The organism is Anaerocolumna sp. AGMB13025 (assembly GCF_029689925.1).
Lineage (GTDB): Bacteria > Bacillota > Clostridia > Lachnospirales > Lachnospiraceae > Anaerocolumna.
Map to the genome: position 1 here is coordinate 2,045,987 of NZ_CP121445.1, position 25,458 is coordinate 2,071,444.

Annotated in this window: 25 protein-coding genes; all 25 read left to right on the plus strand. The window is 36.0% G+C overall.

Translation table 11 applies throughout. The features are described 5' to 3' along the window. The first annotated feature begins 15 nt into the window (after nt 1–15). Nucleotides 16–2,082: a hypothetical protein gene (locus QA584_RS08255; protein WP_278274040.1), complete on the plus strand. Its 2,067-nt coding sequence runs from the start codon at nt 16–18 to the stop codon at nt 2,080–2,082. Between the two features lie 295 nt (nt 2,083–2,377). Then, entirely contained in the window at nt 2,378–3,022 is a 645-nt protein-coding gene (locus QA584_RS08260) for a hypothetical protein (protein ID WP_278274041.1), read from the plus strand. 73 nt (nt 3,023–3,095) lie between these two features. Continuing rightward, nucleotides 3,096–3,620, plus strand: a complete 525-nt coding sequence (locus QA584_RS08265; RefSeq protein ID WP_278274042.1) for a hypothetical protein — start codon at nt 3,096–3,098, stop codon at nt 3,618–3,620. A 53-nt stretch (nt 3,621–3,673) separates the two neighbouring features. Continuing rightward, complete coding sequence (locus tag QA584_RS08270) at nt 3,674–4,132, plus strand: hypothetical protein (RefSeq protein ID WP_278274043.1); 459 nt, start codon at nt 3,674–3,676, stop codon at nt 4,130–4,132. A gap of 13 nt (nt 4,133–4,145) precedes the next feature. After that, entirely contained in the window at nt 4,146–4,808 is a 663-nt protein-coding gene (locus QA584_RS08275; protein ID WP_278274044.1) for an InlB B-repeat-containing protein, read from the plus strand. 15 nt (nt 4,809–4,823) lie between these two features. After that, on the plus strand, nt 4,824–5,282 hold the full coding sequence (locus QA584_RS08280) for a hypothetical protein (protein ID WP_278274045.1): 459 nt from the start codon (nt 4,824–4,826) through the stop codon (nt 5,280–5,282). Between the two features lie 86 nt (nt 5,283–5,368). Beyond that, a complete protein-coding gene (locus tag QA584_RS08285; protein ID WP_278274046.1) occupies nt 5,369–5,872 on the plus strand; it encodes a hypothetical protein in 504 nt (167 codons plus the stop codon). A gap of 25 nt (nt 5,873–5,897) precedes the next feature. Then, complete coding sequence (locus tag QA584_RS08290) at nt 5,898–7,226, plus strand: hypothetical protein (protein ID WP_278274047.1); 1,329 nt, start codon at nt 5,898–5,900, stop codon at nt 7,224–7,226. 84 nt (nt 7,227–7,310) lie between these two features. After that, complete coding sequence (locus QA584_RS08295) at nt 7,311–8,372, plus strand: hypothetical protein (RefSeq protein ID WP_278274048.1); 1,062 nt, start codon at nt 7,311–7,313, stop codon at nt 8,370–8,372. 415 nt (nt 8,373–8,787) lie between these two features. After that, nucleotides 8,788–9,072, plus strand: coding sequence for a hypothetical protein (locus tag QA584_RS08300; RefSeq protein WP_278274049.1), 285 nt, complete (start codon nt 8,788–8,790; stop codon nt 9,070–9,072). Nucleotides 9,073–9,330: 258 nt separating this feature from the next. After that, nucleotides 9,331–10,425 carry a GGDEF domain-containing protein gene (locus tag QA584_RS08305; RefSeq protein WP_278274050.1) on the plus strand — a complete coding sequence of 365 codons (1,095 nt, stop codon included), beginning with the start codon at nt 9,331–9,333 and terminating at the stop codon, nt 10,423–10,425. Beyond that, entirely contained in the window at nt 10,385–10,699 is a 315-nt protein-coding gene (locus tag QA584_RS08310) for a hypothetical protein (RefSeq protein ID WP_278274051.1), read from the plus strand. Before QA584_RS08305 ends, QA584_RS08310 begins: the two co-directional genes overlap by 41 nt. A 48-nt stretch (nt 10,700–10,747) precedes the next feature. Beyond that, on the plus strand, nt 10,748–11,440 hold the full coding sequence (locus QA584_RS08315) for a DUF6382 domain-containing protein (RefSeq protein ID WP_278274052.1): 693 nt from the start codon (nt 10,748–10,750) through the stop codon (nt 11,438–11,440). After that, nucleotides 11,440–12,495, plus strand: a complete 1,056-nt coding sequence (locus tag QA584_RS08320) for an AAA family ATPase (RefSeq protein WP_278274053.1) — start codon at nt 11,440–11,442, stop codon at nt 12,493–12,495. The genes QA584_RS08315 and QA584_RS08320 overlap by 1 nt, the downstream gene beginning before the upstream one ends. Before the next feature lie 38 nt (nt 12,496–12,533). Further along, nucleotides 12,534–12,788: an EsaB/YukD family protein gene (locus QA584_RS08325; RefSeq protein ID WP_278274054.1), complete on the plus strand. Its 255-nt coding sequence runs from the start codon at nt 12,534–12,536 to the stop codon at nt 12,786–12,788. Nucleotides 12,789–12,887: 99 nt separating this feature from the next. Continuing rightward, the gene (essC, locus tag QA584_RS08330) at nt 12,888–17,432 is read left to right on the plus strand and encodes a type VII secretion protein EssC (protein ID WP_278274055.1); all 4,545 of its coding nucleotides are present in this window, start codon (nt 12,888–12,890) and stop codon (nt 17,430–17,432) included. Nucleotides 17,433–17,434: 2 nt separating this feature from the next. Next, nucleotides 17,435–17,734 carry a WXG100 family type VII secretion target gene (locus QA584_RS08335; RefSeq protein ID WP_278274056.1) on the plus strand — a complete coding sequence of 100 codons (300 nt, stop codon included), beginning with the start codon at nt 17,435–17,437 and terminating at the stop codon, nt 17,732–17,734. Nucleotides 17,735–17,791: 57 nt separating this feature from the next. After that, nucleotides 17,792–18,304: a hypothetical protein gene (locus QA584_RS08340; RefSeq protein WP_278274057.1), complete on the plus strand. Its 513-nt coding sequence runs from the start codon at nt 17,792–17,794 to the stop codon at nt 18,302–18,304. A gap of 20 nt (nt 18,305–18,324) precedes the next feature. After that, the gene (locus QA584_RS08345; RefSeq protein WP_278274058.1) at nt 18,325–19,647 is read left to right on the plus strand and encodes a tetratricopeptide repeat protein; all 1,323 of its coding nucleotides are present in this window, start codon (nt 18,325–18,327) and stop codon (nt 19,645–19,647) included. Nucleotides 19,648–19,663: 16 nt separating this feature from the next. Next, nucleotides 19,664–19,951, plus strand: a complete 288-nt coding sequence (locus QA584_RS08350; protein ID WP_278274059.1) for a WXG100 family type VII secretion target — start codon at nt 19,664–19,666, stop codon at nt 19,949–19,951. 343 nt (nt 19,952–20,294) lie between these two features. Further along, complete coding sequence (locus QA584_RS08355; RefSeq protein ID WP_278274060.1) at nt 20,295–20,867, plus strand: hypothetical protein; 573 nt, start codon at nt 20,295–20,297, stop codon at nt 20,865–20,867. A 96-nt stretch (nt 20,868–20,963) separates the two neighbouring features. Then, on the plus strand, nt 20,964–22,484 hold the full coding sequence (locus QA584_RS08360) for an AHH domain-containing protein (protein WP_278274061.1): 1,521 nt from the start codon (nt 20,964–20,966) through the stop codon (nt 22,482–22,484). Nucleotides 22,485–22,489: 5 nt separating this feature from the next. After that, entirely contained in the window at nt 22,490–23,092 is a 603-nt protein-coding gene (locus tag QA584_RS08365) for an imm11 family protein (protein ID WP_278274062.1), read from the plus strand. A gap of 325 nt (nt 23,093–23,417) precedes the next feature. After that, a complete protein-coding gene (locus tag QA584_RS08370; protein WP_278274063.1) occupies nt 23,418–24,989 on the plus strand; it encodes a hypothetical protein in 1,572 nt (523 codons plus the stop codon). Between the two features lie 12 nt (nt 24,990–25,001). Further along, nucleotides 25,002–25,418, plus strand: coding sequence for an immunity 70 family protein (locus QA584_RS08375; RefSeq protein WP_278274064.1), 417 nt, complete (start codon nt 25,002–25,004; stop codon nt 25,416–25,418). Nucleotides 25,419–25,458 lie beyond the last annotated feature (40 nt).

Below are 25,458 nucleotides of genomic sequence, written 5' to 3' on the forward strand. Positions count from 1 at the left end.
TGGAGGTAGGATACCATGAAGAATATAATTGAACTATTTAAATCTCCTGTTATGATTGCCGGACTGCTGGCTGTTTTGATATTAATGATTGCAGGAGCTATTATATTAAACTTATCGAAACAAAAAGTTAATTATAAAAAACAAACAAAACAGGAAGCCTTTTATTGTTGTTTATATGAAGAATACAAAAAATTTCCTGTTTTAAAAACCTATTTAAGGGTTATGACAAAAAAATTATCCTCCATGTCCGTTTACAGCAAAAATGAGGTCAAATCGCTGGTTTCTAAATATTTGACCGTAACAATGGTCGGTGTTGTAATAACAACCTCCGTCGCCTTGCTGATATTTAGTGATATTGCCAGTGTAATATTATGCGCAGTTTTATCCTATATCTTGTTTACCACGATGCTGGAAAAAAGAATGGAACGCATCAATTATATAGTCTATACTCAGTTGAAATATGCCATGGAATCCATTCGCTTAGAGTACATGAGATGCAACGATGTTGTAGAAGCCCTTGAAACAGCAGTATATGGCAATCGAATCGCTAAAATTATGGAGAGTATCCATGGAGTACTGATTTCTACCAAGGGTGAATTAAGACTCAAAGAGTTTTTTGAATCCACACCCTTTAAACCCATACAAACCTTAGCTTACGTTTGTTATTCCATTAATAACACGGGTGATGAGTTTGATGCGGAGGGTAACTCCACATTTATTTCAACTTTACTTATTATGAATAAAGATATTAATCAGGAGTTGGAAAGGCAGGATTATCAGTTTATGAAGTTTGGAAAACTGGAATATCTTACTTTAATTCCAATCCCATGCATCCCTTTGATTCAGATGTTCCTTTTAAAATATATGCCGGGTACATCAATTATTATACAGGGAATGACAGGTTATGTAATCAGGATTTTAATAATTGTGGCCTGTATTTATTGTTATGATTATATATCCAAAGCAAACAGCATGCATGTCGTAAAAGAAGATGACAGAATCCTTTTTATCTATAATTTATTAAAATATAAAACGCTGAAACATTTTATTAAAAATATAACACCGAAAAACAGAAAGAGAAGACTCTTAAACCAAAAGCTATTAAATGCGTTTTCTAAAAAATCCATAGAGGAATTTTATGTAGAGAAACTGTTATATGCCGTTGCTGCTTTTACCTTTTGTATGTTGTTGTTTTTCAGCGCTACCATAGCCGGCAGGAACTATATGCTTCATTATACCGGTTCTTTATCTTTAATTTCCGATGAGAAAGATTACAACGATAAAAGCGGGAAACCGATGTATACCCAACAAGATATACTGGACATGGACATGACCTACATAGCACTTAGAAATCAAGGCAAGTTTGATTTTAAACATATAACAGGGAACCCAGATGATGAAAAGGAGGAATTGACCCAGTTAATCCGTGGAACGATGCCGGATATCAATGATTTGCAGGTACAGGATCAAAAAGCCAGACTGGAAAAGAAATATGACTGGCTTCAGAAGGTTCGGTTTTATTGGTACTATATTGATATATCCTTTGTTATTGCCGTTATTGGATTTTTCCTGCCGGATATTAATATAAAGAAGCGCAGCAACTTTTTAAAGGAGGAAGAGGAGGAGGAATTCTTACAGCTCCAGACAATTATGACCATTCTTATGTCTATGAATTGTGATACCATGGAAGCCCTTGAGCATCTGACCCAGATTTCCACCATGCATAAGGACATGCTGACTTACTGTTATCAGGGCTATGCCTCTAATCCGATTAAGGAATTAAACATCATGATTGATAAAACCCCGATACCGGATTTTAAGCGTTTTATCGAAAAGATGAAAATGACGGTGGATGAATTATCCCTGGAAGAAGCGTTTAGTGACTTAATTCAAAACCGGGAGCATATCTGTAATACCCGTGATGAAGTACTGAAAAATAATATTGATAACCGCAGGAATAAATGCGGTCAAAGAGCGAAAATGCCTTTTATGATGACCCTTATCTTATTATTTGTATTTCCTCTTATGTATATGGGATATACAGAGATGATGTCTGGTATCAATGATTTACAGGGTATATAAAACGGTAATAAAATACAAAAACAATTATAAGAAGACCTTAAAAGTTTAAAATGCAGCTAGAAGGAAAGTTTGTTAGCTGTCTAAAAGATATAGATAACAGGCAGAAAAAAAGTAAAAATAAATCGGAAAAAAAGAAGAGGAATAAAGCAGATTTTTAAAAATGTCTGTCATATTAGTTGTAGAAACACAAACAAAAACAATCCGGTTTTAACAACTTATACCGGAACGGTTATTGTTAATTCCCAAAACAATAACAAAGAACTGCAAAATAAAAATAAGAAAGGATTGATTAAAAATGGCAGGAATGGGAGACGAGAGTATTGATCTATCGAAACTGGGTACGGCGTTATTTGCCTTTGGCTTTGTTTTGGTAATCGGTCTTACAATTTTTACAGTAGGTAAATCTATTACAAATTCAGGTGCGGATAAAGTAACTACGCAGCTGGATATCGTGGGGCAGTCGGAGTTTGATGATTATGACCAGCAGACGGTCCTTGGCACTAAAGTAAAAGCTGCATATTCTAACTTTGAAGGAAAGGCTTTTGCGATTATTGTTGCTACTAGAAGCATGATTGATCATGTGGGTACACCTACTGATTGTCCGGGATTAGATACAGATGCTGTTACCCAGATTGGTATGATAGGTCTTAATGCAACTAACAGCAAAGGAGATATTGTTAAAGATTATTGGGGGATAAATTACAATGCATTACTTGAGGAAAAAACTATTGAAATGAAAAATGGTGCTTTTTTGACAACCGGTACATTTGTTACAGATAAGGATACCGGTTCCATTGATTACTATAATCGGGTATCAAATCTAAAAAAACAAGGTACCGCAGAGTACATACCAACAGGTGCTAAGTATATGTCTACCTTAATTAAGGACTCTACCGGTTCCACTTGCGGAGTTGTATTTGTTCAGACCTCAGCGAACTAAGACGTAAGTACAAACTATAAGATGGGTTGGGAAGTCTGATTCCCAACTCGTTTTTTTAAGGAGTGATTGTTAAATGACCAGAGAGACGTTAGAAGAAATGATTACGATTGGAATAGAGTTTTTAACGGTAGCTGTATTTCTGGTTTTTGTAGTTAACTTCTATGGAATAAAAAGGGATTTTGCGGATATTAAAAATGAAAAAATAGTGACCTCCCATAATATCAGGCAATACCGGGAGTTTGGAAAATATGAAACTGGGTTTACAGATATAAACGTGGATGCCGCCGGTTATAAAAGTGAATGTCTGTATGCCGATGATGTGATTGAAGCAATCAGAAAGTACAGTGACGGAAGTATTGAAATTTATGTGGATAAACCAAACAGCACAGGAGCTTTCCTTTACCTAAGCAGAGAGGATGCAGAACGGAATCCATCACACTATTCGATGGAAGTGTTAACTTCTACTTCCAGGGGGATTGATATGAAAGCTTTATTTCATCCGTATCTGATTTATAACGGAAGTGATGTAAAAGATCCTTCCTTTCGCAATAATCATTCCTCTGGAACCGTGACAGGAATAGCCTTTATAAGATATTAAAAAGAGGCAGAATTACCTCGTGTATCGGATATTAATTGAAAGGTGCGTTAAGTATGAGAAGGGAAGAATTACAAGATGTAATCAGATTGGCAATCAATATGACGGCTATGGGGATTTTCTGTGTACTTTTATTCTTTCTGTCTGTAACTGCCAGGCATCTTTATAACCGGGAAGCCTGGATCACCAATCAGGGAGAACTGCTCCGGAATGAAGCAGCAGATTACTTGTTTGAACACGGAGAAAAGGTTACCGGTAATGATATTGTTGAGTTTATCTTAAAGTATGACAATAAATATGACTACTATATCACCCTTAAGGATAGGACGTATCCAATCACCAATGAACTATATCTGACCTATCTGCAAAACCCCGGCATGGCAGAGTTTCCTACTATTTTGTGGACCCAGGACTATTTGGTAAATGACGTAATGAAAGACAATATCTTTGATAATTTTTCTGTCACCATAGATAAAAGCCAGATAAGAAAAATCTATACATTTAAAGCCCAGTAAAGGAGGTGTTTACATGCAGCATGGCTTGGGATATGAGGGAATAGACGTTGTAAAGCTCGGAGTTATGATGGCTTTTTTGTCAGTACTATTAATTTACGTAATATATGGTGTCCAGGTTGGAAAAGACATAGGAAATGAGACGTATAATGTTATGGCGGAAGCAGAAATTGAAGCAGGAAATGCTAATCTTTCAGCGTTATCCTATGATCAAGTAATTATGCCAGCGGCCTCCGTATATTCACTGACCCAGTATAATGCTTCTCAGATTCATGATCTGACCTGTTATATTTGTGATATTGACCACGGCAAATATGAGTTAATTAGTGATACCCCTTGTATTTTGGAGCATTTACAAGGAAAAGTAAAGCTGAAAACGGAATATGATGAAATGCTTGGGCAATACCACTTATTTATTTATCCCTATTCCTATACCGTTAAATTTGATCCGGGCGGCGGCAGCGGAAATATGGCAAGTGAAGAGTTTATATATGATTATGAGAACGACGGTTCCATAGAAGAACAGGCCTTAAACCCTAATTCTTTTTACCGGCAGGGCTACCATTTCGCCGGCTGGTCTTTGACAAAAGGAGGAGGCGTTACCTTCTTAGACGGTCAGAAGATAAAGAATCAGCTGCTATTTGGAGAACTTATTTTATATGCTGTTTGGGTACCCTAAAGGAGTGTGGTTTGATTGGAGAAAGAGGCTTTTGAGATATTGGATTTAGGAATTTTAATGTTAGTCGTAGCGCTGTGTATTGTTACCGGAGTCACTTCTACGTTTATGACAAACAGGCGTGCCTATGGATATAACGAAACTTATATGCAGGATAAAAATACTACTGTAAAAAACAATGCATACGTATTAAAGGAATATGGTTCCTTTGATGCCAGCTTATCAAGAGCAGAACTTATGCTGATTACCCAGATACAGGATTCTAATATGCCATCACCTAAGAATATTAAAATTCATGATACACAGTTCAATGTTAATTATACCTATAAAGAAAATTTGATAACCTATGGTCAATATATGGCAAGTGCCATTCTAAGTGATGGAAAGGATACAAAATATCTGATTTCCTATGAATATGAAATTAATAGTGATGGAAAAACGAAAAATGCATATTTCAATTTTGCAAAGACTGAGTAAATAATTATTTAGATAGAAGGTCTAAAACAGTAGAACCCCCGGAGGGTATAGAAATAGAAATTGAAATAGGAATAGGAACGGAAATTTTGCAGCAGGGTTATGCGGAAAGGAGGCAGGTGCCAGGGGACCTGGTATCGAGGAAGATGAATGGTTTTTTATCAAGGATAATTTCTCTTGTGCTTGTTTTTTTAATGTTAATACTGGCTCCCTTATTATACTCCTATTGTGTTACAGAAATGGAAAACAGAAGGCAGCTGTTAAATGAGGTGACAAGTTTTTTAGATGTGGTAACCGATAAAAAATCCATAACCAATGATGATATGAACGAATTTTATATGAAGACAGCTTCCTATGGTATGGTACTGGATGTGCAGATTAGCCGGCTTGTAAAAACAGCTACCTTAGAGAGTGACGGTAATGTAAATGTTACATATATAGCAGCAGATGATATCAGTTTACTAAATCAAAAAGATGTGGTTCAGATAAAATTAACGGAAAAATCAGAATCGGCTTATCAGAAAATATTGAATATTTTCATAGGGGTTGATGATGAGAATTATTCATTAACAATGGCCGAAATGGTCCACTAAAAATAAAATGGAGGGAAAGGTTGATATGAAAAAAAACAACAATTTAAAAACAAAATTGTATGGCTTATGTTTTTGCTTGCTGGTAATAGCCTCGTTAAGTCCTGCTGTAACAGCCAAGGCAGATATTTCACCCAATTATGAAATACCGATTACCTATACGTCATCCGTCGATAATTTACAATATCCTGCAACCAATCAGTTTACGGCGGTAACTGGTATATCAGGAGTTGGTAAAGTTGTTATTAATAAGCCAACGGTAATTAAGGCATATATGAACTGGGATACTGCAGAGGTAAACTCCTCCGTGATCTGGTTCTCCAGGGATGTGAAGGGAATCGATTTAGTTGGGGCTCAAGTAAAATTAACGTCTGAAAAAAATTACGAACTGCTTTTATTGGATGCAGGAACTTACTACTTTAATTATGCTTTAAAAGCAAACAACAATAATAAAAACAGCTATTATTTTACAACCGTTGGAGTTTGCTTAGTTGGTCAGTATGCCAATAGCACGGAACAAGTAAACGAATCTTCAAAAAATAATCCGAATAGTATTAAATTTGGTAAAGTTGAAACCGGATTTTTAAGTATTACCGCACCAATTGATTATTACAGATTTGAAATAAAAGAAAAAAGCATTATAACGGTAAATTTTAATTTTCTGGAATTAAAAGATATTAATATAAAAGATTCGAAATGCATCTTAAAGAATTCTATGAATGCTAATGTTATCGTACAGTCATACAGTACCAGAGGGGCAGAATATAATACCTTTACTAAAATTTTAGACCCCGGTGTTTATTATATTACCATGGAAGGCAGTACTACAATAACTTCTTTGGAGGTTAAAAAGGTATCTTACAAAATTCAGGCAAAAAAGAGTACAGAGGCCTTTACAAACAAAAATGTAAAAATCACTTTAAAAGTGCCCTTTGAATATTCTGAAATTCTTGTTACAAAGGCAAAGGTTTCAAAAGCTGATATTACAGATTATTCTACCTGGAATACATATCGAAGCGATAAGACGAAGGAATTATCTGACACTACTTATACCGTTACGGCTAATGGTACCTATACCTTCAGAGTTCGGGACTATTTGAAAAATTATAATCTGTATGTTGTTGATATAGACAATATTGATAAGACAGCACCGGTAATTTTGGGGGTTAAGAATAAAAAGACCTATAAGTCACCGGTTACCATAACCTTCTATGATAAGTTATCAGGTGTAAACACGGCTAAATTAAATAAAAAAACAATTAAGGATGGTACGAAAGTATCTGCGAAAGGTACGTATACCTTAATTGTAACAGATGCTGTAGGAAATTCAAAAACCGTTAAGTTTACCATCAAGTAATAAAATTAAGACCGGTATGAAAAGGAAGTTTCTCAAAACAGTTGAAACAAAGCAGTATATCGGTGATAAAGGAGTTGCAGATACTTGAAAAACTGGCTAATGATTTTTAATTTTATAGCACTTGGCTGTCTTGCGGTTATGCTTTCAACCTTTTACATTCAATTAGAGACGGCTGCCACAGAATATGATACGGACAGGCTATCAAAAGCCATAGAGTATTCCGGGGATATGGCCTTTAATTATTCTCTGGCCAGCGTTAATGATGAACTGACCTATCAGGATATGAATCAGGTTACCTTAAGTCCCAATATGTGTCTGCCTGCCTTTGAAGAGATGATGTGTTTAAATTATGATATGGCTATCTACACCGATAATTTAAAATATATTGAAGACAGTATAGCTACGGCCTTACTTGCTACCAATGACGGTTATTATATCACCCTTATGTCAGAGGTAAATGAAACGGGGGAAGCCCATAGTAATACCTTTGAATTTAACTGGTCCCCGAAACTGCCTTATACCATTAAAACCTATGATGACAGCAATAAACCGGCGTCTGAAATTGCCGTCTGTTTAGGATCAGAAAAATGGATACGGGTAAATACCAATACCTTAGCCGTTACAAACGGGGTATCCTATGCGGATATTGGCAGTATTAAAACAAGTCCGGACGAAGGCAGTGTAAAAAGCCCAAGTATGTCTCTTAACAGTGAAACAGTCTCCAGGGCAATTAATACGAGGATAACCAATGCCATTACCCAAAATATTGATGCCATAGCTGATTTACGAAGTGATAAGGATTATTCCCTTTATATTCCCTCGGAACAGACGTCCAGCGGACTTAACAAGATATCCAGTCCCAGTTTGATTTTAGTTATGAAGGATGTTGATTTTTCCGGTCAGGCAAAAGTCAGGAATGCTCAAATATCTGGTTTGAAGGTGGTTAAGAAAGTACGTGTGATCGGATATCTTAATGATGCCGGTCAAAGAAAGTATTGTTATGAGTCCCAGATAACTGACAGCAATAAAGTTAATCTTAGTGCCCATGCTTATTTTAACAGTGTTGAGGAAGCTACATTGGCGGGGTTTATGCCGGATTTCAATTTTATTTTTAACAAGATTGATACGGCTTATAAGACTAGGTAGGATTTTAAAGGCTGTGAGATAAAATCAGCCTTTTAGGTTGTGAGAAAAGCAGGGTGGAGTATATTGTTCTTAAGCTTAGATTCTGAGGCTGAATTCACTAATGAAATATTCATATGGTAAGGCGAGAGCAAACAAACACAAACTCCTCGCCGGGCTCGTCAGACAGTGTGTTTGTTTGCTCTATACCATATGAATATTACATAAGTGAATTTAGCAGCCTCGGAATAATGCGCTTAAGAACAATATACTCCACCCTGCTTTTTTGAAAAGGTTTTGGGCTGATTTTATCTGGTGAGTTTTTAGGCATGGGCAGGAAAATTATTTTTTAACCTGGTTTTTCGTTTATTCGAGCTTATTTTCTCTTTTTTCTATCATATTATGTATATTGAAAATGGTATTGGAGGACATAACAAGGATGCGTGATATTCAAAATTTAAGAGGCGATTTTAACTTACATAATTTATTGATTGTTGTGAGGCTGTTTTATGGGTATTTTGTTTTGGTGGCGATTATTGCAGCGATTGTCTGGCTGCTTAGGTATTTTATGAGCCATGAGCCCTCAGGTACTAAGATTACAGAGATGTTTGATGAAAAGGGGAAAAAGAAGACTCCGTTAAATTTAAAGCCGGTGCTTATGGTTATTTCTATAATGATTGTTTTGATTTTAATTTATATTGTTTTGTTATTTGTTAAATTATAATTTTATTTCTTGTACTATTTTTATTTTACTATAACTTATTTACTGCTATTTATTTTACTATTATTTATTTACTGTTATTTATTTACTGTTATTTATTTTACTATTATTTATTTTACTATTATTTATTTTACTGTTCTTAGGAGTAAAACATTTAGTTTTTACTAGAGTTTAAACATGTTGTTTGTAGTTTTTACATTTATTGTTTCGGCGGTATCTAAAAATAGTTCTAAAAATGAGTTGTTATAGAGGGGGTTAGGGATGGAAGAGGATAAGTTTTATGAGTGTTATAAAAAGGTTTTGATTTTTGATTTAATTGCATCAATTGTGTTTAGTTGTATTGTTTTTTTATTTAATATCAGTCTTTTTGGAACTTTGGTTACGGTGTTTTTTGTTTCGATAAAGTTGATTTTATGGCTTCTGAGAGATAGTTTTCATTTGGAAGAAACAAATGATAACACCAGTTTAACATTTAGTTTGTGTTTTATAACATTGTTTTTTTCTATGGATAGTATTATTTACAATAATTTTTTCCCGGCGGCGTTAGCTCTGATTCTTCCTGTTTTTGTTATGACCTTAAGAAAGGATATTGAATTAATCAGGCGGGAAAGTTTTATAACGGCAGGCTTTATGGTTGTAACCCTTATTATTTCTGTATTTTTTAAGCCGTTTCAAACTAATATTTTCACGGAATTGCTGCTTTTTGTTATTCCGTTGTTGCAGATACTCTATATTATTAAAAATTTAACCGAAGACACCTTGTCCTTAAGTGCAAAATCAGAGTTTTTTAAGGATAAATCAAAGAGGGACAGCGTGACCGGGTTATATAATACCGGTGCTTTTTATGAAGCGGTAGCACAGAAGGTTCAGTTAATGGCTCCTTTTTGTTTCATTATTATTAATATTGATAATTTTAAATATGTTAAGGATACCTATGGGCTGCCTTTTGGGGATTATGTTTTAATGACTTTAGTGAAAGCGATTAAGAAAGGGTGCCGTGATCAGGATATTGGCTTTCGGTATAACGGAGAGGATATGGCGGTAATCTTTCCAAAGACTACAGATGATGAAGCGTTTCGGCTTGCGGAGAAAATAAGGAAAATATTTAGTGAAAAAACCTATGATCATAATGCTGACTGGGCAAGGACAAAAAAGCCGATTACCGTTAGCATCGGTTTGATAGAGAATAACATAAGAGGAGCAATGCCTCAGGAATTAATAGAAAAATGTGACCAGGCTTTATTTTATTCAAAACAACATGGCAAAAATCAAACAACTGTATATCATGAACATATAGTAGAATGGGAGGATAAATTTGAAGATTTCAGAAGAAAATATCGGAACTATGAAAGTTAAAAATTACGTTACCATGACTCATGAAAACATGGATGATTTATTTTCAATTGTTGATACCATTGAGTTTTCCGCATTTCGTTATTATCCCACTATGGAAGAAATTGAAATGATGGAGACCGATATTCCAAAGTATTATGCTTTTATTCTTTGGATTTTATCAAATCCTGACGGTCCTGAAACGAAAGAGGAAGAGATAGCAGAAAAAGAATTAAACCGCATTATTATGAAACACACAAAAATAAAAAAAATGCGGGCAGTAAGTAATAAAAAATAGGAAGAACCGGTATATGAAACCTGGCAATACCGGGATACGGAGGCAGTTATGATGAACTTCATGGGTAAAGTAATAGAGATAAAAGATACACAGAATTATGCATATATATTAGAATCACCGTCACTTTTCTTTGCAGTAGGCTATAAAGTCCTGTTAGGACAGGAGAAGAACGGATTTATTCGGTGTACGAAAGTAACCCATAATGGAAAGGACAAGCTAATCTATGATATTTCAAAATATAAAACCTTAGAAGCTTTGTTGTACACCTTGAGATTTGATACAACTCTTAATGTACTTATTAATCTTTTAGAAACCATTCTATTGGCTAAATCTAACGGTTTCATGCAATGCGAAAACATATTGATTTCACCGGATCATATCTTTCTTGACGGGGAAAATTATCAGGTGAACCTGATCTATCTGCCGGTTAATCAGGAATCTGACAGCGAGAACTTTAGTATCTTTGAAGCTGAACTTAAGACGAATCTTTGTGTTATTCTTAGTACTTATACCGGAAAGAATCCTTATATAGCAACCCTTTGTCAGGCCATGAACAATCCTGGCTTTGCAATAGAAGAGATCTGCACTGTTTTAAAAGAATTTAAGCAAAACAATTATAAGAAGCTTGGGACACTAGGAAGTAAGGCGAAGGATAGGACATCAGGGAAAACGGCAGAGAATAATGATTTGATTGGCAATGTGAAAAAGCTGTTTTCTTTTACTAGAAAGGAGAGCAGATAGTGGCAACTATTAAAATTATACTGGCAGACACCGATGAGCGGTATTTGATGCCCCTGGAACGAAAGTTTATTGATGAATTAGAGGACAAGGTAGATCTTATCGTAATAACTGACAGGGATTATCTAAAACAATATTTTGAAACCCCTCAGAAACTAGATATTTTAATTATCAACGAAGAACTATATAGCTCAGAGCTTGAGAAACATAACATTGCAAATATTTTCATACTTAAGGAAGAAGAAACCGGGATTAACAATTTAGGAGACTTCGATACCAACGAGATTTACAAATATACCAGTGTAAAAGAGATATATAATGAAGTAATTAATAAATCCTCCTCAAGAACCGTACCCCTTAATAGCACAGAAGATACAAAAGTATTTATGATTTACTCCCCGATTGGTGGAATCGGGAAAACTTCTGTTGCAGCGGCATTATGTGAAGCGTTTGCGAAATACCATAAGAAGGTGCTGTTTATTGGAATGGACAGTCTTCAAACCTTTGGCAGTGTTATAGAGGATTTAAAGGCTATGGAAATGGGTGCGGAAAAGTTGATGATTCAGAGAAATGAGTATGTTTATGAGGATATGAAATCCAAGATCCTTACCAGAACCTTTGATATCGTTCCGCCTTTTTACCTTTCCCTTCCAGCCCTTACCATTAAGGGAGAAGATTATATTAATTTAATGAACTACATCAAAACCTCCAGGGAGTATGACTATATTATCGTTGACGGTGCCAGTGATTTTACGGAGGATATCTCAAGGCTTATGGCTTTTGCAAATCATACCATTATTGTTGCAGGGCAGGATATGGGTTCTGCGTATAAACTGGACTGTTTGTTAAGGAATATTGATTGCTCCGATACGGAACGCTTTGTATTTATCTGTAACAAATACAGGAGTGAAAAAGAAGACTATTTAAACAGCGACCATTTTATGAATTTGTGTACCATGACAGAATATATAGAATACCTGCCGGAGAGGGGAGAACCTGAACGGAACCGGTTTTTAAACAACCGTAGTGTTCAAAAGTTAGCCTTAAGGTTTATCTGATTGATATAGGGGTTATTCCATTTTGAAAGGTGATTTTTATGAATAAGGATAGAATTACGGCAATATTACACATCCATAAGGAAAATAAAAAAATCGATGTTGATATCCCTCTGGACATTACGGTAAATGAATTAATCATTGGATTAAATGAAGGTTTTAGACTGGGGTTTGATACCACTGATTTGTCAACCTGTTATTTAAAAACGGAAAATCCGACTGCATTTTTAAAGGGGAATAAGTGTATTGCAGAGTATGGGTTAAGAAACGGGACAACAATTAATATTACAGAATAGGGGATGTAGGTTGAAAATAAATGTTTCAACCGCAAGTTTGTGCTTGCGCACCACAAACTTGGTATGCGCAAATAGCGTGCGCAAGAATGTAGGTTAATAGTGGATAAGCGATATAAAATTATTATTCTTGGCAAACGGTTATATAAAGAGATTGAACTTCCGGTAGAAAACAAAGAAGTGAAGTTAGGAACCTATAAACACAGCGATATCCGCCTGGGAACGGAACGGTTTTTTCAGGATTTTGAACTTACCTTTATCAATACGAATGGGGAATGGATTCTTCGCTGCGACGATAATGTCTACATATCCTCTGATGGCATAATAAAGCTGGTCAGCAGAGAACTGTCTCATGGCGACGATTTCATAATAAAGTATCAGAAATCAAGCCAGGAGGTCTTTCGTGTCAGCTTTGTACTGGATTTTGATTTTGAACAGAAGGATTATGGGAGAGAAATTGATATCAGCTACAGTAATCAGATCGTCATTGGCGGAAAGGATAACAGTGATATCAGGCTAAAGGACGAACTGATTGGCTCGGACTTTATTACCCTGATAAAAGAACAGGGAAAACTTTTTGTTATTGATAATAATACCAGATATGGACTTTATGTAAATGGTGCTAAGGTAAGGCAAAAAGCCGAATTAAAAAACTTGGACTTTTTCTCCCTTCTTGGCTTCAGCTTTTATTATAAAAACGGGAAACTCTACACGTCCCAGGCAAGTACAATGGAAATACCTTCATTAGTTTACATAAGCAGCAATGATGCAAAAAGTCATCTGGATTATCCAAGGTTTAACAGAAATACACGGATTATCTCCTTGATACCAACAGAAGAAATCTCTATATTAGATCCTCCGGAGCAGCCAAAGAAACCAAAGAGAAATATAATACTAAAGCTGGCCCCAGCCTTTGCTACGCTTGGACTGACGGTGGTCTTAAGAGGAGTTATGGGTGGCGGCGGGTCTTTTATCATATTTAGTGTCTGTTCCATGAGTATGGGTATTTTATCTTCCATATACGGTATTATCGATGAAGATAAAGAATACAAAACCTCCACCAAAGACCGGAAATCCATGTATACCAATTATATTAAACATAAGCAGGAAGAAATTGAGACTAAAAGAAAAGAGGAATTACAGATTATCAATGATTCTTATTATTCCCTGGAATATGAGGTGGATCTGGTTAAAGATTTCTCCGGGGATTTGTTTAACCGAAGTTATGAGGATAAGGACTTTCTAGATGTAAGACTGGGCACCGGAGCCATAGAATCTAACCGTCAGATAGGTTATAAAAAGCTGGAACGGTTTGAATCAGAAGACTCCATGGCTAATATTCCGGAGCAGGTTACTACAGCGTATCAGTTTTTAAAGGATGCTGCTATTGTCCTAAAACTTACGGAGTGCAGTGCCGTTGGTGTGGTTGGGGATGATAACTATATCAGAGAAGTTTGTAAGAATATGCTTTTGGATTTATGTATAAGGCAGTACTATAGTGATTTAAAGTTATTTTTTGTTATTGAAGAAGAATACTCAAAGTATATCGAATGGATTCGTCTGCTGCCCCATCTGCAGAATGATGATTTGGGAATGCGTAACATTGTTTGTGATGAGGAAAGCAGGAATATTTTATTCGAATACCTCTATAAAGAACTCTCCAGAAGAGAAAATGATAAGATTATAAATCCTCGAATTGTAGTATTTGTATATAACGAAATTGGGATTAAGCGTCATCCAATCTCTCAGTATATTGAGAAAGCGTCAGATCTGGGAGTTACTTTTATATTTTTTGAAGAATACAAAGAACTTCTTCCCCTGGGCTGTCAGAAAATCATTGTCTTAAACCGGAATGAAAGGCTTGGACAACTAATTGACAAGGCGGACTCCACCAAAGTAAATGAGTTTCAGTATGAGTTTGTTGATGACAGCACAGCCCTTAATATCGCAGTAAAATTATCACCGGTATATTGTGAAGAGGTCAGTCTGGAAGGCTCTCTTACCAAGAATATCTCCCTTTATGAACTGCTGGGGATTCTGTCGGTAGATGATCTGGAGGTTGATAAAAGATGGGAAACATCAGAAATTTATAAATCCATGGCAGCACCCCTTGGCGTTAATTCCAAAAAAGAAGTGGTATGCCTGGACTTAAATGAAAAACATCATGGTCCCCACGGTCTGGTTGCTGGAACGACCGGTTCTGGTAAGAGCGAAATTCTGCAAAGTTATATTCTGTCCATGGCAACCTTGTTTCATCCTTATGAAGTCGGCTTTGTAATCATCGACTTTAAAGGAGGCGGTATGGTAAACCAGTTTAAGAATTTACCTCACTTAGTAGGCGCTATAACCAATATTGACGGCAGGGAAATAGAGCGTTCTCTTTTATCCATTAAGGCTGAACTTAGAAAACGCCAGGAACTGTTTGCTGGGGCTAATGTAAATCATATCGATGCTTATATTAAGATGTTTAAAAAAGGCGAATTAAAAACACCTCTGCCTCATCTGATTTTGATTGTCGACGAATTCGCTGAATTAAAAATGGATCAGCCGGAATTTATGAAAGAACTCATCAGTGCGGCGCGAATCGGCAGAAGCCTTGGTGTCCATCTGATTCTGGCGACCCAGAAACCCAGTGGTGTGGTGGATGCCCAGATTTGGTCCAATTCAAAATTCAAGCTTTGTTTAAAGGTTCAGAATAAAGAGGATAGTAATGAAGTATTAAAGACTCCTTTAGCAGCCGAGATTAAGGAACCAGGCCGGGCATATTTGCAGGTCGGAAATAATGAAATATTTGAATTATTCCAGTCCGCTTACAGCGGTGCCTCCACCAGCATGGAGGAAGCGGCAATGAAAAAAGAGCATATTATTTCAAAAATCTCCTTATCCGGTAAGCGGACTCCTGTTTATAAAAGCAAAAAAGGAACCTCCAATAAAGATAGCGAGACACAGCTTGAAGCAGTGGTGGGATATATACATAATTACTGCCTGGAGCATAAGATAGAACAGCTTCCCGGTATCTGTATGCCGCCCCTTGGAGAGGTTATCGTATATGAAAAAATAGTAAAAGCTGCAAAAAATTTGCAGACCTCAATACGACTGGGAATCTATGATGATCCAAGTAATCAGCGTCAGGAGGAAGTAACCCTTGATATCCAAAGCGGGAATACCTTTATTCTTGGAGCTTCCCAGTTTGGTAAAACCAGTTTGCTGCAAACCATTATAAGGGGAATATCCGATCAGTATTCACCAGAGGAAGTATCCCTTTATATTATGGATTTTGGTTCCATGGCCTTAAGTGTGTTTGAAGGCTTAAATCATCTTGGCGGAGTGGTATTGGCGTCTGAGGATGAAAAGCTTAAGAATCTGATTCGCATGTTAAGTTCAGAAATTAAGGAAAGAAAAGAGAAATTCTCCAAAATCGGTATTACCTCCTTTAGTTCTTATAAAGAGGCCGGATATACCGATATGACCAACATTATAGTAATGGTTGATAATTTTTTAGCCTTAAAAGAACTATATCCAGAGTACGAGGAAAATATCCTTAATATATGCAGAGAAGGTACCTCCGTAGGAATCAGCTTGATTATAACCTCAAAGCAATCCAGTGGAATCAGTTATAAATACTTAAGTAATTTTCCGAATCGGATTTGCCTCTACTGCAATACGGCCGATGAATACCGTGCACTTTTTGATAAGTGCCGGATTCAGCCAAAGAATGTACCGGGCAGAGGACTTGTAGAGATTAATAAAAACATCTATGAGTATCAGACCTATCTTGCCTTCCAGGGCGAAAAGGAAATTGAACGGGTAGAAGGTATTAAAGAATATATCAAAGAGATAAACAACAGATATCCGGAGCGTTATACAAGACGGATTCCTGAAGTACCTCAGGTTTTAAATTACGAGTTTATCATTAAGAATCTGAACTATACCCATCAGAAATCCTACAGCGTACCAATTGGTATCGATTATGATACCGTGGACTTAAGCTTTATTGATTTGTTAAAAATGCAGTTACTAAGTATAACTGGCAGAGACAATAGTGGTAAAACCAACCTGTTAACAATAATATTCCATTATTTAAGGCAGGGGATGTTTGATTATCCGGTAAAAGCTTATATCGTGGATGATTACCAAAAACGGCTGAATCATTTGAAAACCTCAGGTATTGTAGAAAAATATACAATTGATTTTAATGATTTTGAGCCAATTATTGAGGAGATAAATTCAGAACTCTTAGTAAGGTCTGAATTAATTATGGAAAGCGGAATAAAAGCCTTGCAGGACAAGCCTTTGCTGCTTTTCGTTATCAAAAACAACAGTATTTATGGTACTGATGGAATTAGTAAAAACTCACTGGATTTATTAAAAGGAATTCTTAAAAATTATAAACAACTAAAAGTCTGCTTTATATTTGCAGATGTAGAGAATGCTACAATTGCCTATGGCGCTTCCGAGCTTTTAAAGCTGCTTAAGGAGAATAAGAATACTTTTGTATTTGAGGACTTGGCAAATCTTAAGTTATTGGAAGTACCGGTTGCGGTTGTAAGAAATTATAAGAAAGAAATCGAATTAGGGGACTCTTATTTTATTACCGAAAAAGGAGTTCAAAAGCAAAAAATCATATTCGGAAAGGACGAGGTATAAACATGGAGGAAGTAGTTATAAGAAAGTTGGATACCAGTAAGATGGATGCGGCCATTCAGGCCTTTAATGAAGGGGTAAAAGAATATAACAGCATCCGTACAACGGTAAAGTTAGCCACTACAGATTTGCTGCTGAATTGGAGCGGTAAAGGTAGAAAGGCTTTTGAAAAGGATTATGATGCAATTTTTCTGCAGCTGACAGATATTGAGGATATTTTATACGAATTATACAATGCGCTAGTAGATGGACTAAGTGCTTATATTACTACAGATGAGGGATTACAGAAAAAAATGACCAAATAGCCAGGTTCATTCTAAAGACTAGAGACTATGCCCTGTTATAGGAAGGAGGAGTTTTTTATGAGTTATTTAAGCAGTTTGAATAGTTCCCTTAGTATGTATAAAGAAAACTTAAGGAAAGCCCAGGAGGAGTTAAAAATTCAGAAGCAAAGACTGGTTGACATTAAGAATTTACTATCTGATTTAAGCAGGGATTTCGATGATTATGCCAGTGATATCTCCAGATATACTAGTAAAACCTCAGGCAAGATTACAGACGGAATTAAGGGAAATGGAAATATGACACAACGCTCCTATGATGTTGAAAAGGAGAGGGAACAAGACCCCTGGGCAGATGCAAAACTTTCTTCTGCTAATTCAAACTTACTAAGAGAAAAAACAACCGTTGAAAATAAGATTGTCGAACTGCAAAACAGGATTTCCAGCTTGACAACCCAAATCGCCAATACAGAAGCAGCAATCCGCGCCGAAGAGAGAAGGCTTGAGGAAGAGCGAAGAGCAGAGGAGCGCAGAGCCGAGGAACGCAGACGGGAAGCCAGTGAGAGGCAGTCATCAAGTTCAGCTGCCAGATAAGTAGAAAGGAATGTAAAGACATGGATGAGATCTTAGCAACGGAGTATAAGGCCCAGGGAGAGGTACTCCTTGGAAATGGTAAGTATGAATATTCACTGCAATATTTTCAAAAAGCAGAAAAGGAAAATCCTTTTAATCCAGGAGTTTATATTGGCATGGGAATTGCTTATACCAATCTGGCACAATATGGTCCTGCGGAGGATGCCTTTTTTAAAGCACTTAAGGTAAATGGTGAAGCCGGAGAAATCTATTATCATTTGGGAAATATCAGTTTCATAAAAAGTGAAAAGGTAAGAGGAATTCAATATTATAATCAGGCAATTGCCAAAGGGTATGAAGAATCTGAGCTTTATTATAATCTTGGGATGGTGTATGAAGAAGATGGAGAGGAAATATTAGCTCTGAGAAATTATACAAAAGCTATTTTAAAAGCACCCTTACGGGGAGAAATAAGACTTAGAAAAGTACAGCTATACCTAAAACAGAAGAAATACCACGAAGCCGTTCAGAATCTGGAGGAGATGACGATTGAGTGTCCGGACTATTTTGAAGGATATCATATGAAAATCCGATTATATATTGACCTGAAAGAGTATGAGAAGGCTTGGGAGGTATTAGAAGCCGCCAAAAAAGCATTTCCGGAGGACTCCGGTTTCATTCTTGACGAAGCAAATCTGTATGCGGAATTAAACCGGTTTGAGGAGGCCTTAAAGGTACTGACAGAGGAAGAGGGAAGAGAAGGAAATCGATTAGAAAAGCGGGAGGCTGCTATAGAGAGGGCACGTATTTATGCCTTAAAAGGGGATATGCAGGAGACCATTCAAAACTTAATTATAGTAAAAGAAGCTGCCCTGGAAAAAGACCCGCCTGAAAGCGAACCGGTGGCTGAATATTTTCTTTTAAACTGCTACATCAATGTTGAAGATTTTGAAAATGCCCTGATTTGTGCAAAGTCTCTAAAAGATATGGAGGAAACAGGGTTTTATACCCTGGCAGCTTACTACTATGAACCATTTTGTTTACATAAGCTTAACCGAGAAACAGATGCCAGTGAATCCTATCAGGCTGGGGCTGAGATACTGCGCAACCATACACTAAAGTATCCGCATCACCTGGATGCTTATGTATTCAGGATATTATGCTTAAAGGAATTAAAGCAGTATGAAAAAGCACTGGAACTTACGGAGTATATTATAAAAGTTAAGGATGATTCAAGCGAGTTTTATACGATACGCGGTATGGTACTGTCTGAGATGGGACGGGAGGAAGAAGCAAAAGAGGCAAGAGCAAAGGCAAGAAGCCTTGGCGGCTTAACCGCACTATTGCCCGCAAATAAAGAGTAAGGAAGGTGGAGTAAGCATGCTTAAAGTGAATGAGGAAGCGCTAAAGAAGGCAAAAGTAACCTACCAGGAACAGTCACAGCGGATGAGAGCATTAAAGTCAAAGTTGTCTACAGCCGTTGATGGTATTAAGGATGGCTGGGATTCAAAAGCCGGGGATGCGTTTTTTAAAAAGTACGATAACGAATGGGTGCAAAATATCACGGATTATATAGATGTAATCCAGCATATGTCCGATAATATGCAGATTGCAGACAATAAATACCAGACGGTATTTGATACGGCAGATAAAATTAAATTGCATTAATGGAGAACCCATCGGTAATTGGATTAATTACCATTGGTGCTCACTACAGATATAACATTCATCTGGGTTAAAGGTGGAATCACAGTCAATACACAACCATGGCTTAAGAAAGAGAATGGAAAAAATAACCATAATCTTCTTTACGGCGGCTCCTATGTAGCTGTATTATGAATATATAACTTAAACTTTGTAGTAAAAAACTAAAAATTACTTGATAAAATCAGCCAACTTAATCTTTCTTAACTACCTCTAGCTTTGATTTTATCAAGTATAGCAATACAAAAAAATAATTGCGCGGTTTAAGTATAAATTAAACATATTTAGATAAGGAGAAGAAGAGAACATGGAGAAAAATTATGTAATTAACAGTAAGGTAGAAGTACCCAGAACCCAGAGCAGTGCCAAGAGATTAAAGCTGCTTAAATTTGTTATGATTTCTTCCGTTGTTTTAATTGTTTTCAGCTTTATTACCAGTGACTTTAATTATCAGGTTCTAAAACTGCTTCTTCTGTCCCTGGCATTCTATGTATATTACAGGAACCAGGCGGCAGATCAAGGCGGGATTGTATCCACAACAGTAGAAGCAGCTATAAAAAGTAATGAGTTAATACTCGACTATTTAAAAATTGACAGAAGAGACGGAATGGGAGAGCGGAAAGAAGTTATCACTTTTCCCTATCAGAAAATTTATGGTCTGGAGTATTGTCAGGAACTTCTCAGACTGCGGATATCGGGAAAACCAATTATCCAGGTACAGTCTGAAAATCAAAAGAAATATCCCGGTAACAAGATAATTGTTAATGGGGATGATACAAGAATACATATTCTTTATCTGGATACTGCCAATGCGAAAGAGTTCATAGACAACCTGTCAGAACTGTCTGGATTAAAGATTGAATATAAGGAACGGTTTTGAAGCTATTAAAGATGACACTATTAAAGATGACAATAAAGTGTTATGACAGGAGGGCAGCATTTACATGTGTGCTAAAGCACACAGATGGGAGTTCATATGGCTGATTTTATATTAGAGTATGATATATTAGAATCAATAGCAAATAATTCAAAATCCTTAGGAAAACGTTCAAAAGAGTATAGCGAAAAACTGGAAAGTAAAATTATAACAGGAATTGATCGTGTTGCAGGTCCATCATCGGGTTACCTAACTAGCGCCAGTGATTCAGTCCGGGATAAAATCAATGCCCTGAAATTAAAATCCGACGCTTTTTATCACTTTGCTGATCAGATTACAAATCTGCTTGAAGTTGCAGAACAGATTGATCAGGAAGTAGCGGATGCCATAGCAGCGCAAAGAGAGTATTTTTTGGATCATCACGAAGCCTTACGAATTGATGACTGGAAGGCAAAATTACTGGGCTTGATTGTGGACATTAAAAACAGTATACCACTTTTGGATACAATAGCAGATATTTTGGACGGGCTTAATGCAGTCTTTGAAGCGTTGGAAGATTCCATAAAGCACTGGTACGAATGTGAGGGCGGAAAATATATCGTTAGGGCTGTTGGCTCTGTTGTGGTCGCAGCAGTTTCGGTTGCATTATTTGTCGCAGCATTTCCGGTTTCCGGATTCTTTGCAGTATGCGGAGCAATCGGTGCAGGAATAGCAGCCATCAATGGGATTACCAATGTAGCAACTTCTTTCCGGGCAGCAGATGCAGCCATTGACGGTGATCCTGCATGGGCTGTTATATATGGAAAACAGGATAAGCTCTCGGATGTATTGAGGCAGACCAATTTTGGCAGCGGCGGCTGGAACGCCCTCTCTAATTTAGGTGCGGGTGCATTGGATACCACGGAAACAATTTGTGATGTCGTAGGGTTTGCAGAGATTGGGAAAAATGCGATAAAGTTGTTTAAAGGGGATGCCTTTAAGCTGTTAAAAAATAAAGGATCCATGAATCTTTCTGACTTGAAGAATGGTTCAAAGAGTGATATTGTAGATTTAAAGAATAATATCCTCGATGGCTATGCGGATTCTAAGAATGGTATCAAAGAAATAACACCCCCTAAGTCTTCATTGGGTGATATGTCTGTAGATGACCTTACCAGATATAATAAGCATTGGGATGATTTAGCAACAGGTGCTCATGATATACCATATGGTATGAATGCAGAGGAGTATTATCAACATTTAAAAGGACTTGATAAGGTAAATGATGCTATTAAAGGGGCGGATAAGAGTTTAAAAAATTCACAATTAACAACTAAACCCAAACAAGTACATCACTATGCTACTGATAAGAGCAAAACATATACACAATCATTTAAAGATATCACTGATAAATATGAGCTTAATTTAGATGACGATTGGAACAAGGAATTACTTCATCATCAAGGAAGGCATCCAAATGCTTATCATGATTTTGTATTAGATGAAATGAAGAATATTGATAATATTGCACAGGGGAACAAGGATATATTTTTAGAATTATATGAAAGCGAGATAAAGAGTATAATTCGAGATAATCCTGACATGTTGTATTCAAAATATTGGAAAAATTTAAAGGAGTAAAAAGGATGTTTTATAAATTAACATTTGATATGGATAGAATAGATGATTCTATAAAAGATGGAACAAACACCATTTATGCAGAAACCACTAATTTAGATGATATAGTATATTTGGATGTTAAAAAAGGATATTTTGATAATATTATCTTATCCAAACGTAATATAGTTGATTGGCCCAACATTGAATTTTACTATAGTTCAAAGGTATCAAATTTAGAAAGTGATTATTTATTAAATGTAAAACGATGGCCTATCATTCATGTTAGAGTTATGGAGAAATTTGTGGAAATGGATATTAAAGGACTACAATATTTTCCGATAAAGTTGGTTGATGTAGTTACTAACAATATTAATAATAATTATGTGTTAATGTATATAAATAACTTTATTGATGCCTTTAATATGGAGAAGAGTAAATATAAATATAATGAAAAATATAATTTATATACATTTGTTCCTCAGGCAACTTATTTAGATAAAGAAGTATGTAGTCAATATGATATTTTTAGATGTTCAAAAAGTGTAGCTGCCATATATGTATCTAATAAAATAAAAAAAATAATAGAAGAAAATAATTGGATTGGCTTTGAATTATATGAACAACCTTAAGAATATGATAATACAAATCAATTTTTGTTTCATGTGGTAATTGAATAAAGGTGTTTTTTGTAAAGTTATGCAATATTATAACTTCATTTCATAAATATGCTTAACTAACTATGAAGATATTAAGTATTATATCGTTTGCATTAAAAACCAGTATTTACCTAGTATTTGATAGTTTGGAAGTACTGGTTTTATTATATTGAAAAAATACAATTGATTTATTAACAAATAACTATAAGTCATTACAATTTCGCAGCATTTTACAATAAACTAAAGACAATAAAGTATTATGACAGGAGGGCAGCATAAGAAAAGGGGGTTATATAAGATGGCTGATTTTATATTAGAGTATGATATATTAGAATCAATAGCAAATAATTCAAAATCCTTAGGAAAACGTTCAAAAGAGTATAGCGAAAAACTGGAAAGTAAAATTATAACAGGGATTGATCGTGTTGCAGGTCCATCATCGGGTTACCTAACTAGCGCCAGTGATTCAGTTCGGGATAAAATCAATGCCCTGAAATTAAAATCCGACGCTTTTTATCATTTTGCTGATCAGATTTCAAATCTGCTTGAAGTTGCAGAACAGATTGATCAGGAAGTAGCGGATGCCATAGCAGCGCAAAGAGAGTATTTTTTGGATCATCACGAAGCCTTACGAATTGATGACTGGAAGGCAAAATTACTGGGCTTGATTGTGGACATTAAAAACAGTATACCACTTTTGGATACAATAGCAGATATTTTGGACGGGCTTAAAGCAGTCTTTGAAGCGTTAGAAGATTCCATAAAGCACTGGTACGAATGTGAGGGCGGAAAATATATCGTTAGGGCTGTTGGCTCTGTTGTGGTAGCAGCAGTTTCGGTTGCATTATTTGTCGCAGCATTTCCGGTTTCCGGATTCTTTGCAGTATGCGGAGCAATCGGTGCAGGAATAGCAGCCATCAATGGGATTACCAATGTAGCAACTTCTTTCCGGGCAGCAGATGCTGCCATTGACGGTGATCCTGCATGGGCTGTTATATATGGAAAACAGGATAAGCTCTCGGATGTATTGAGGCAGACCAATTTTGGCAGCGGCGGCTGGAACGCCCTCTCCAATTTAGGTGCGGGTGCATTGGATACCACGGAAACAATTTGTGATGTCGTAGGGTTTGCAGAGATTGGGAAAAATGCAATAAAGTTATTTAAAGGGGATGCCTTTAAGCTGTTAAAAAATAAAGGATCCATGAATTTTTCTGACTTGAAGAATGGTTCAAAGAGTGATATTGTAGATTTAAAGAATAATATCCTGGATGGCTATGCGGATTCAAAGAATGGTATCAAAGAAATAACACCCCCTAAGTCTTCATTGGGTGATATGTCTGTAGATGACCTTACCAGATATAATAAGCATTGGGATGATTTAGCAACAGGTGCTCATGATATACCATATGGTATGAATGCAGAGGAGTATTATCAACATTTAAAAGAACTTGATAAGGTTAATGATGTTGTTAAGGGTGGCAATAAAACTATTAATAGACCTTCTTGGAGACAATCTGAAATAGATGCTTCAAAACAATTCCCAGAATACGCTGAACAAAAATCATTTATTGATGGAAATGAAGTACCATATGGGACCAAGGGAAGTGTCAGACCTGATTTGTATAAAGAAGGTAGTAGTATAGATGTCAAGAATTATAAGGTTGAAACTGCAACTGGTAGAAGTAATCTTGCTAAGAATATAGCAAAACAATATTACCAGCGAGTTGATAAATTGCCTGATGGTACTAAACAAACTGTTTTGATTGATATCAGAGGACAGAATGTTTCTAATGCAGACCTGACGTCTTTATATAATGATATAATGAAACGAACAAATAATGGAATAACTATAAAAATTAAAACTAATTAAGGAGAAGTAGGAATGACAGTCGGATTAAGTGTGAGTTTCTTTTGGTATCAAGTTGGTAGTGGGGATTTTTTTCATTCATTTTTTTCTACCATAGCATATAATTTGGAAGATAATAATTGGGGCAGTAGGTATCCTGTAATTATGAACCAGTTATATCAAGGAGAAATTAATTGTGAAGAATTAGACATAGCACTTATAGAGTTAGAAGATATATACCAGAGCCTTAAAAAATTTTCTGTTGATAAAGTAGTATGGGATATTGAAGATTTGACCAAACGTCCACCATGGGGAAATAATATTAGTAACGATATCACAGATTTGTCGAATTACTTTGTTACAAGTGAAGGGGAAGATTTAATTACTACATTTAAGCATGCATTAGAAAAGGCTAAGGAAATGAATACACGGATAAAAATTGAAACCATATAAAATTTAATTATACTTTATTACTAACGCAATAGGAGTGATT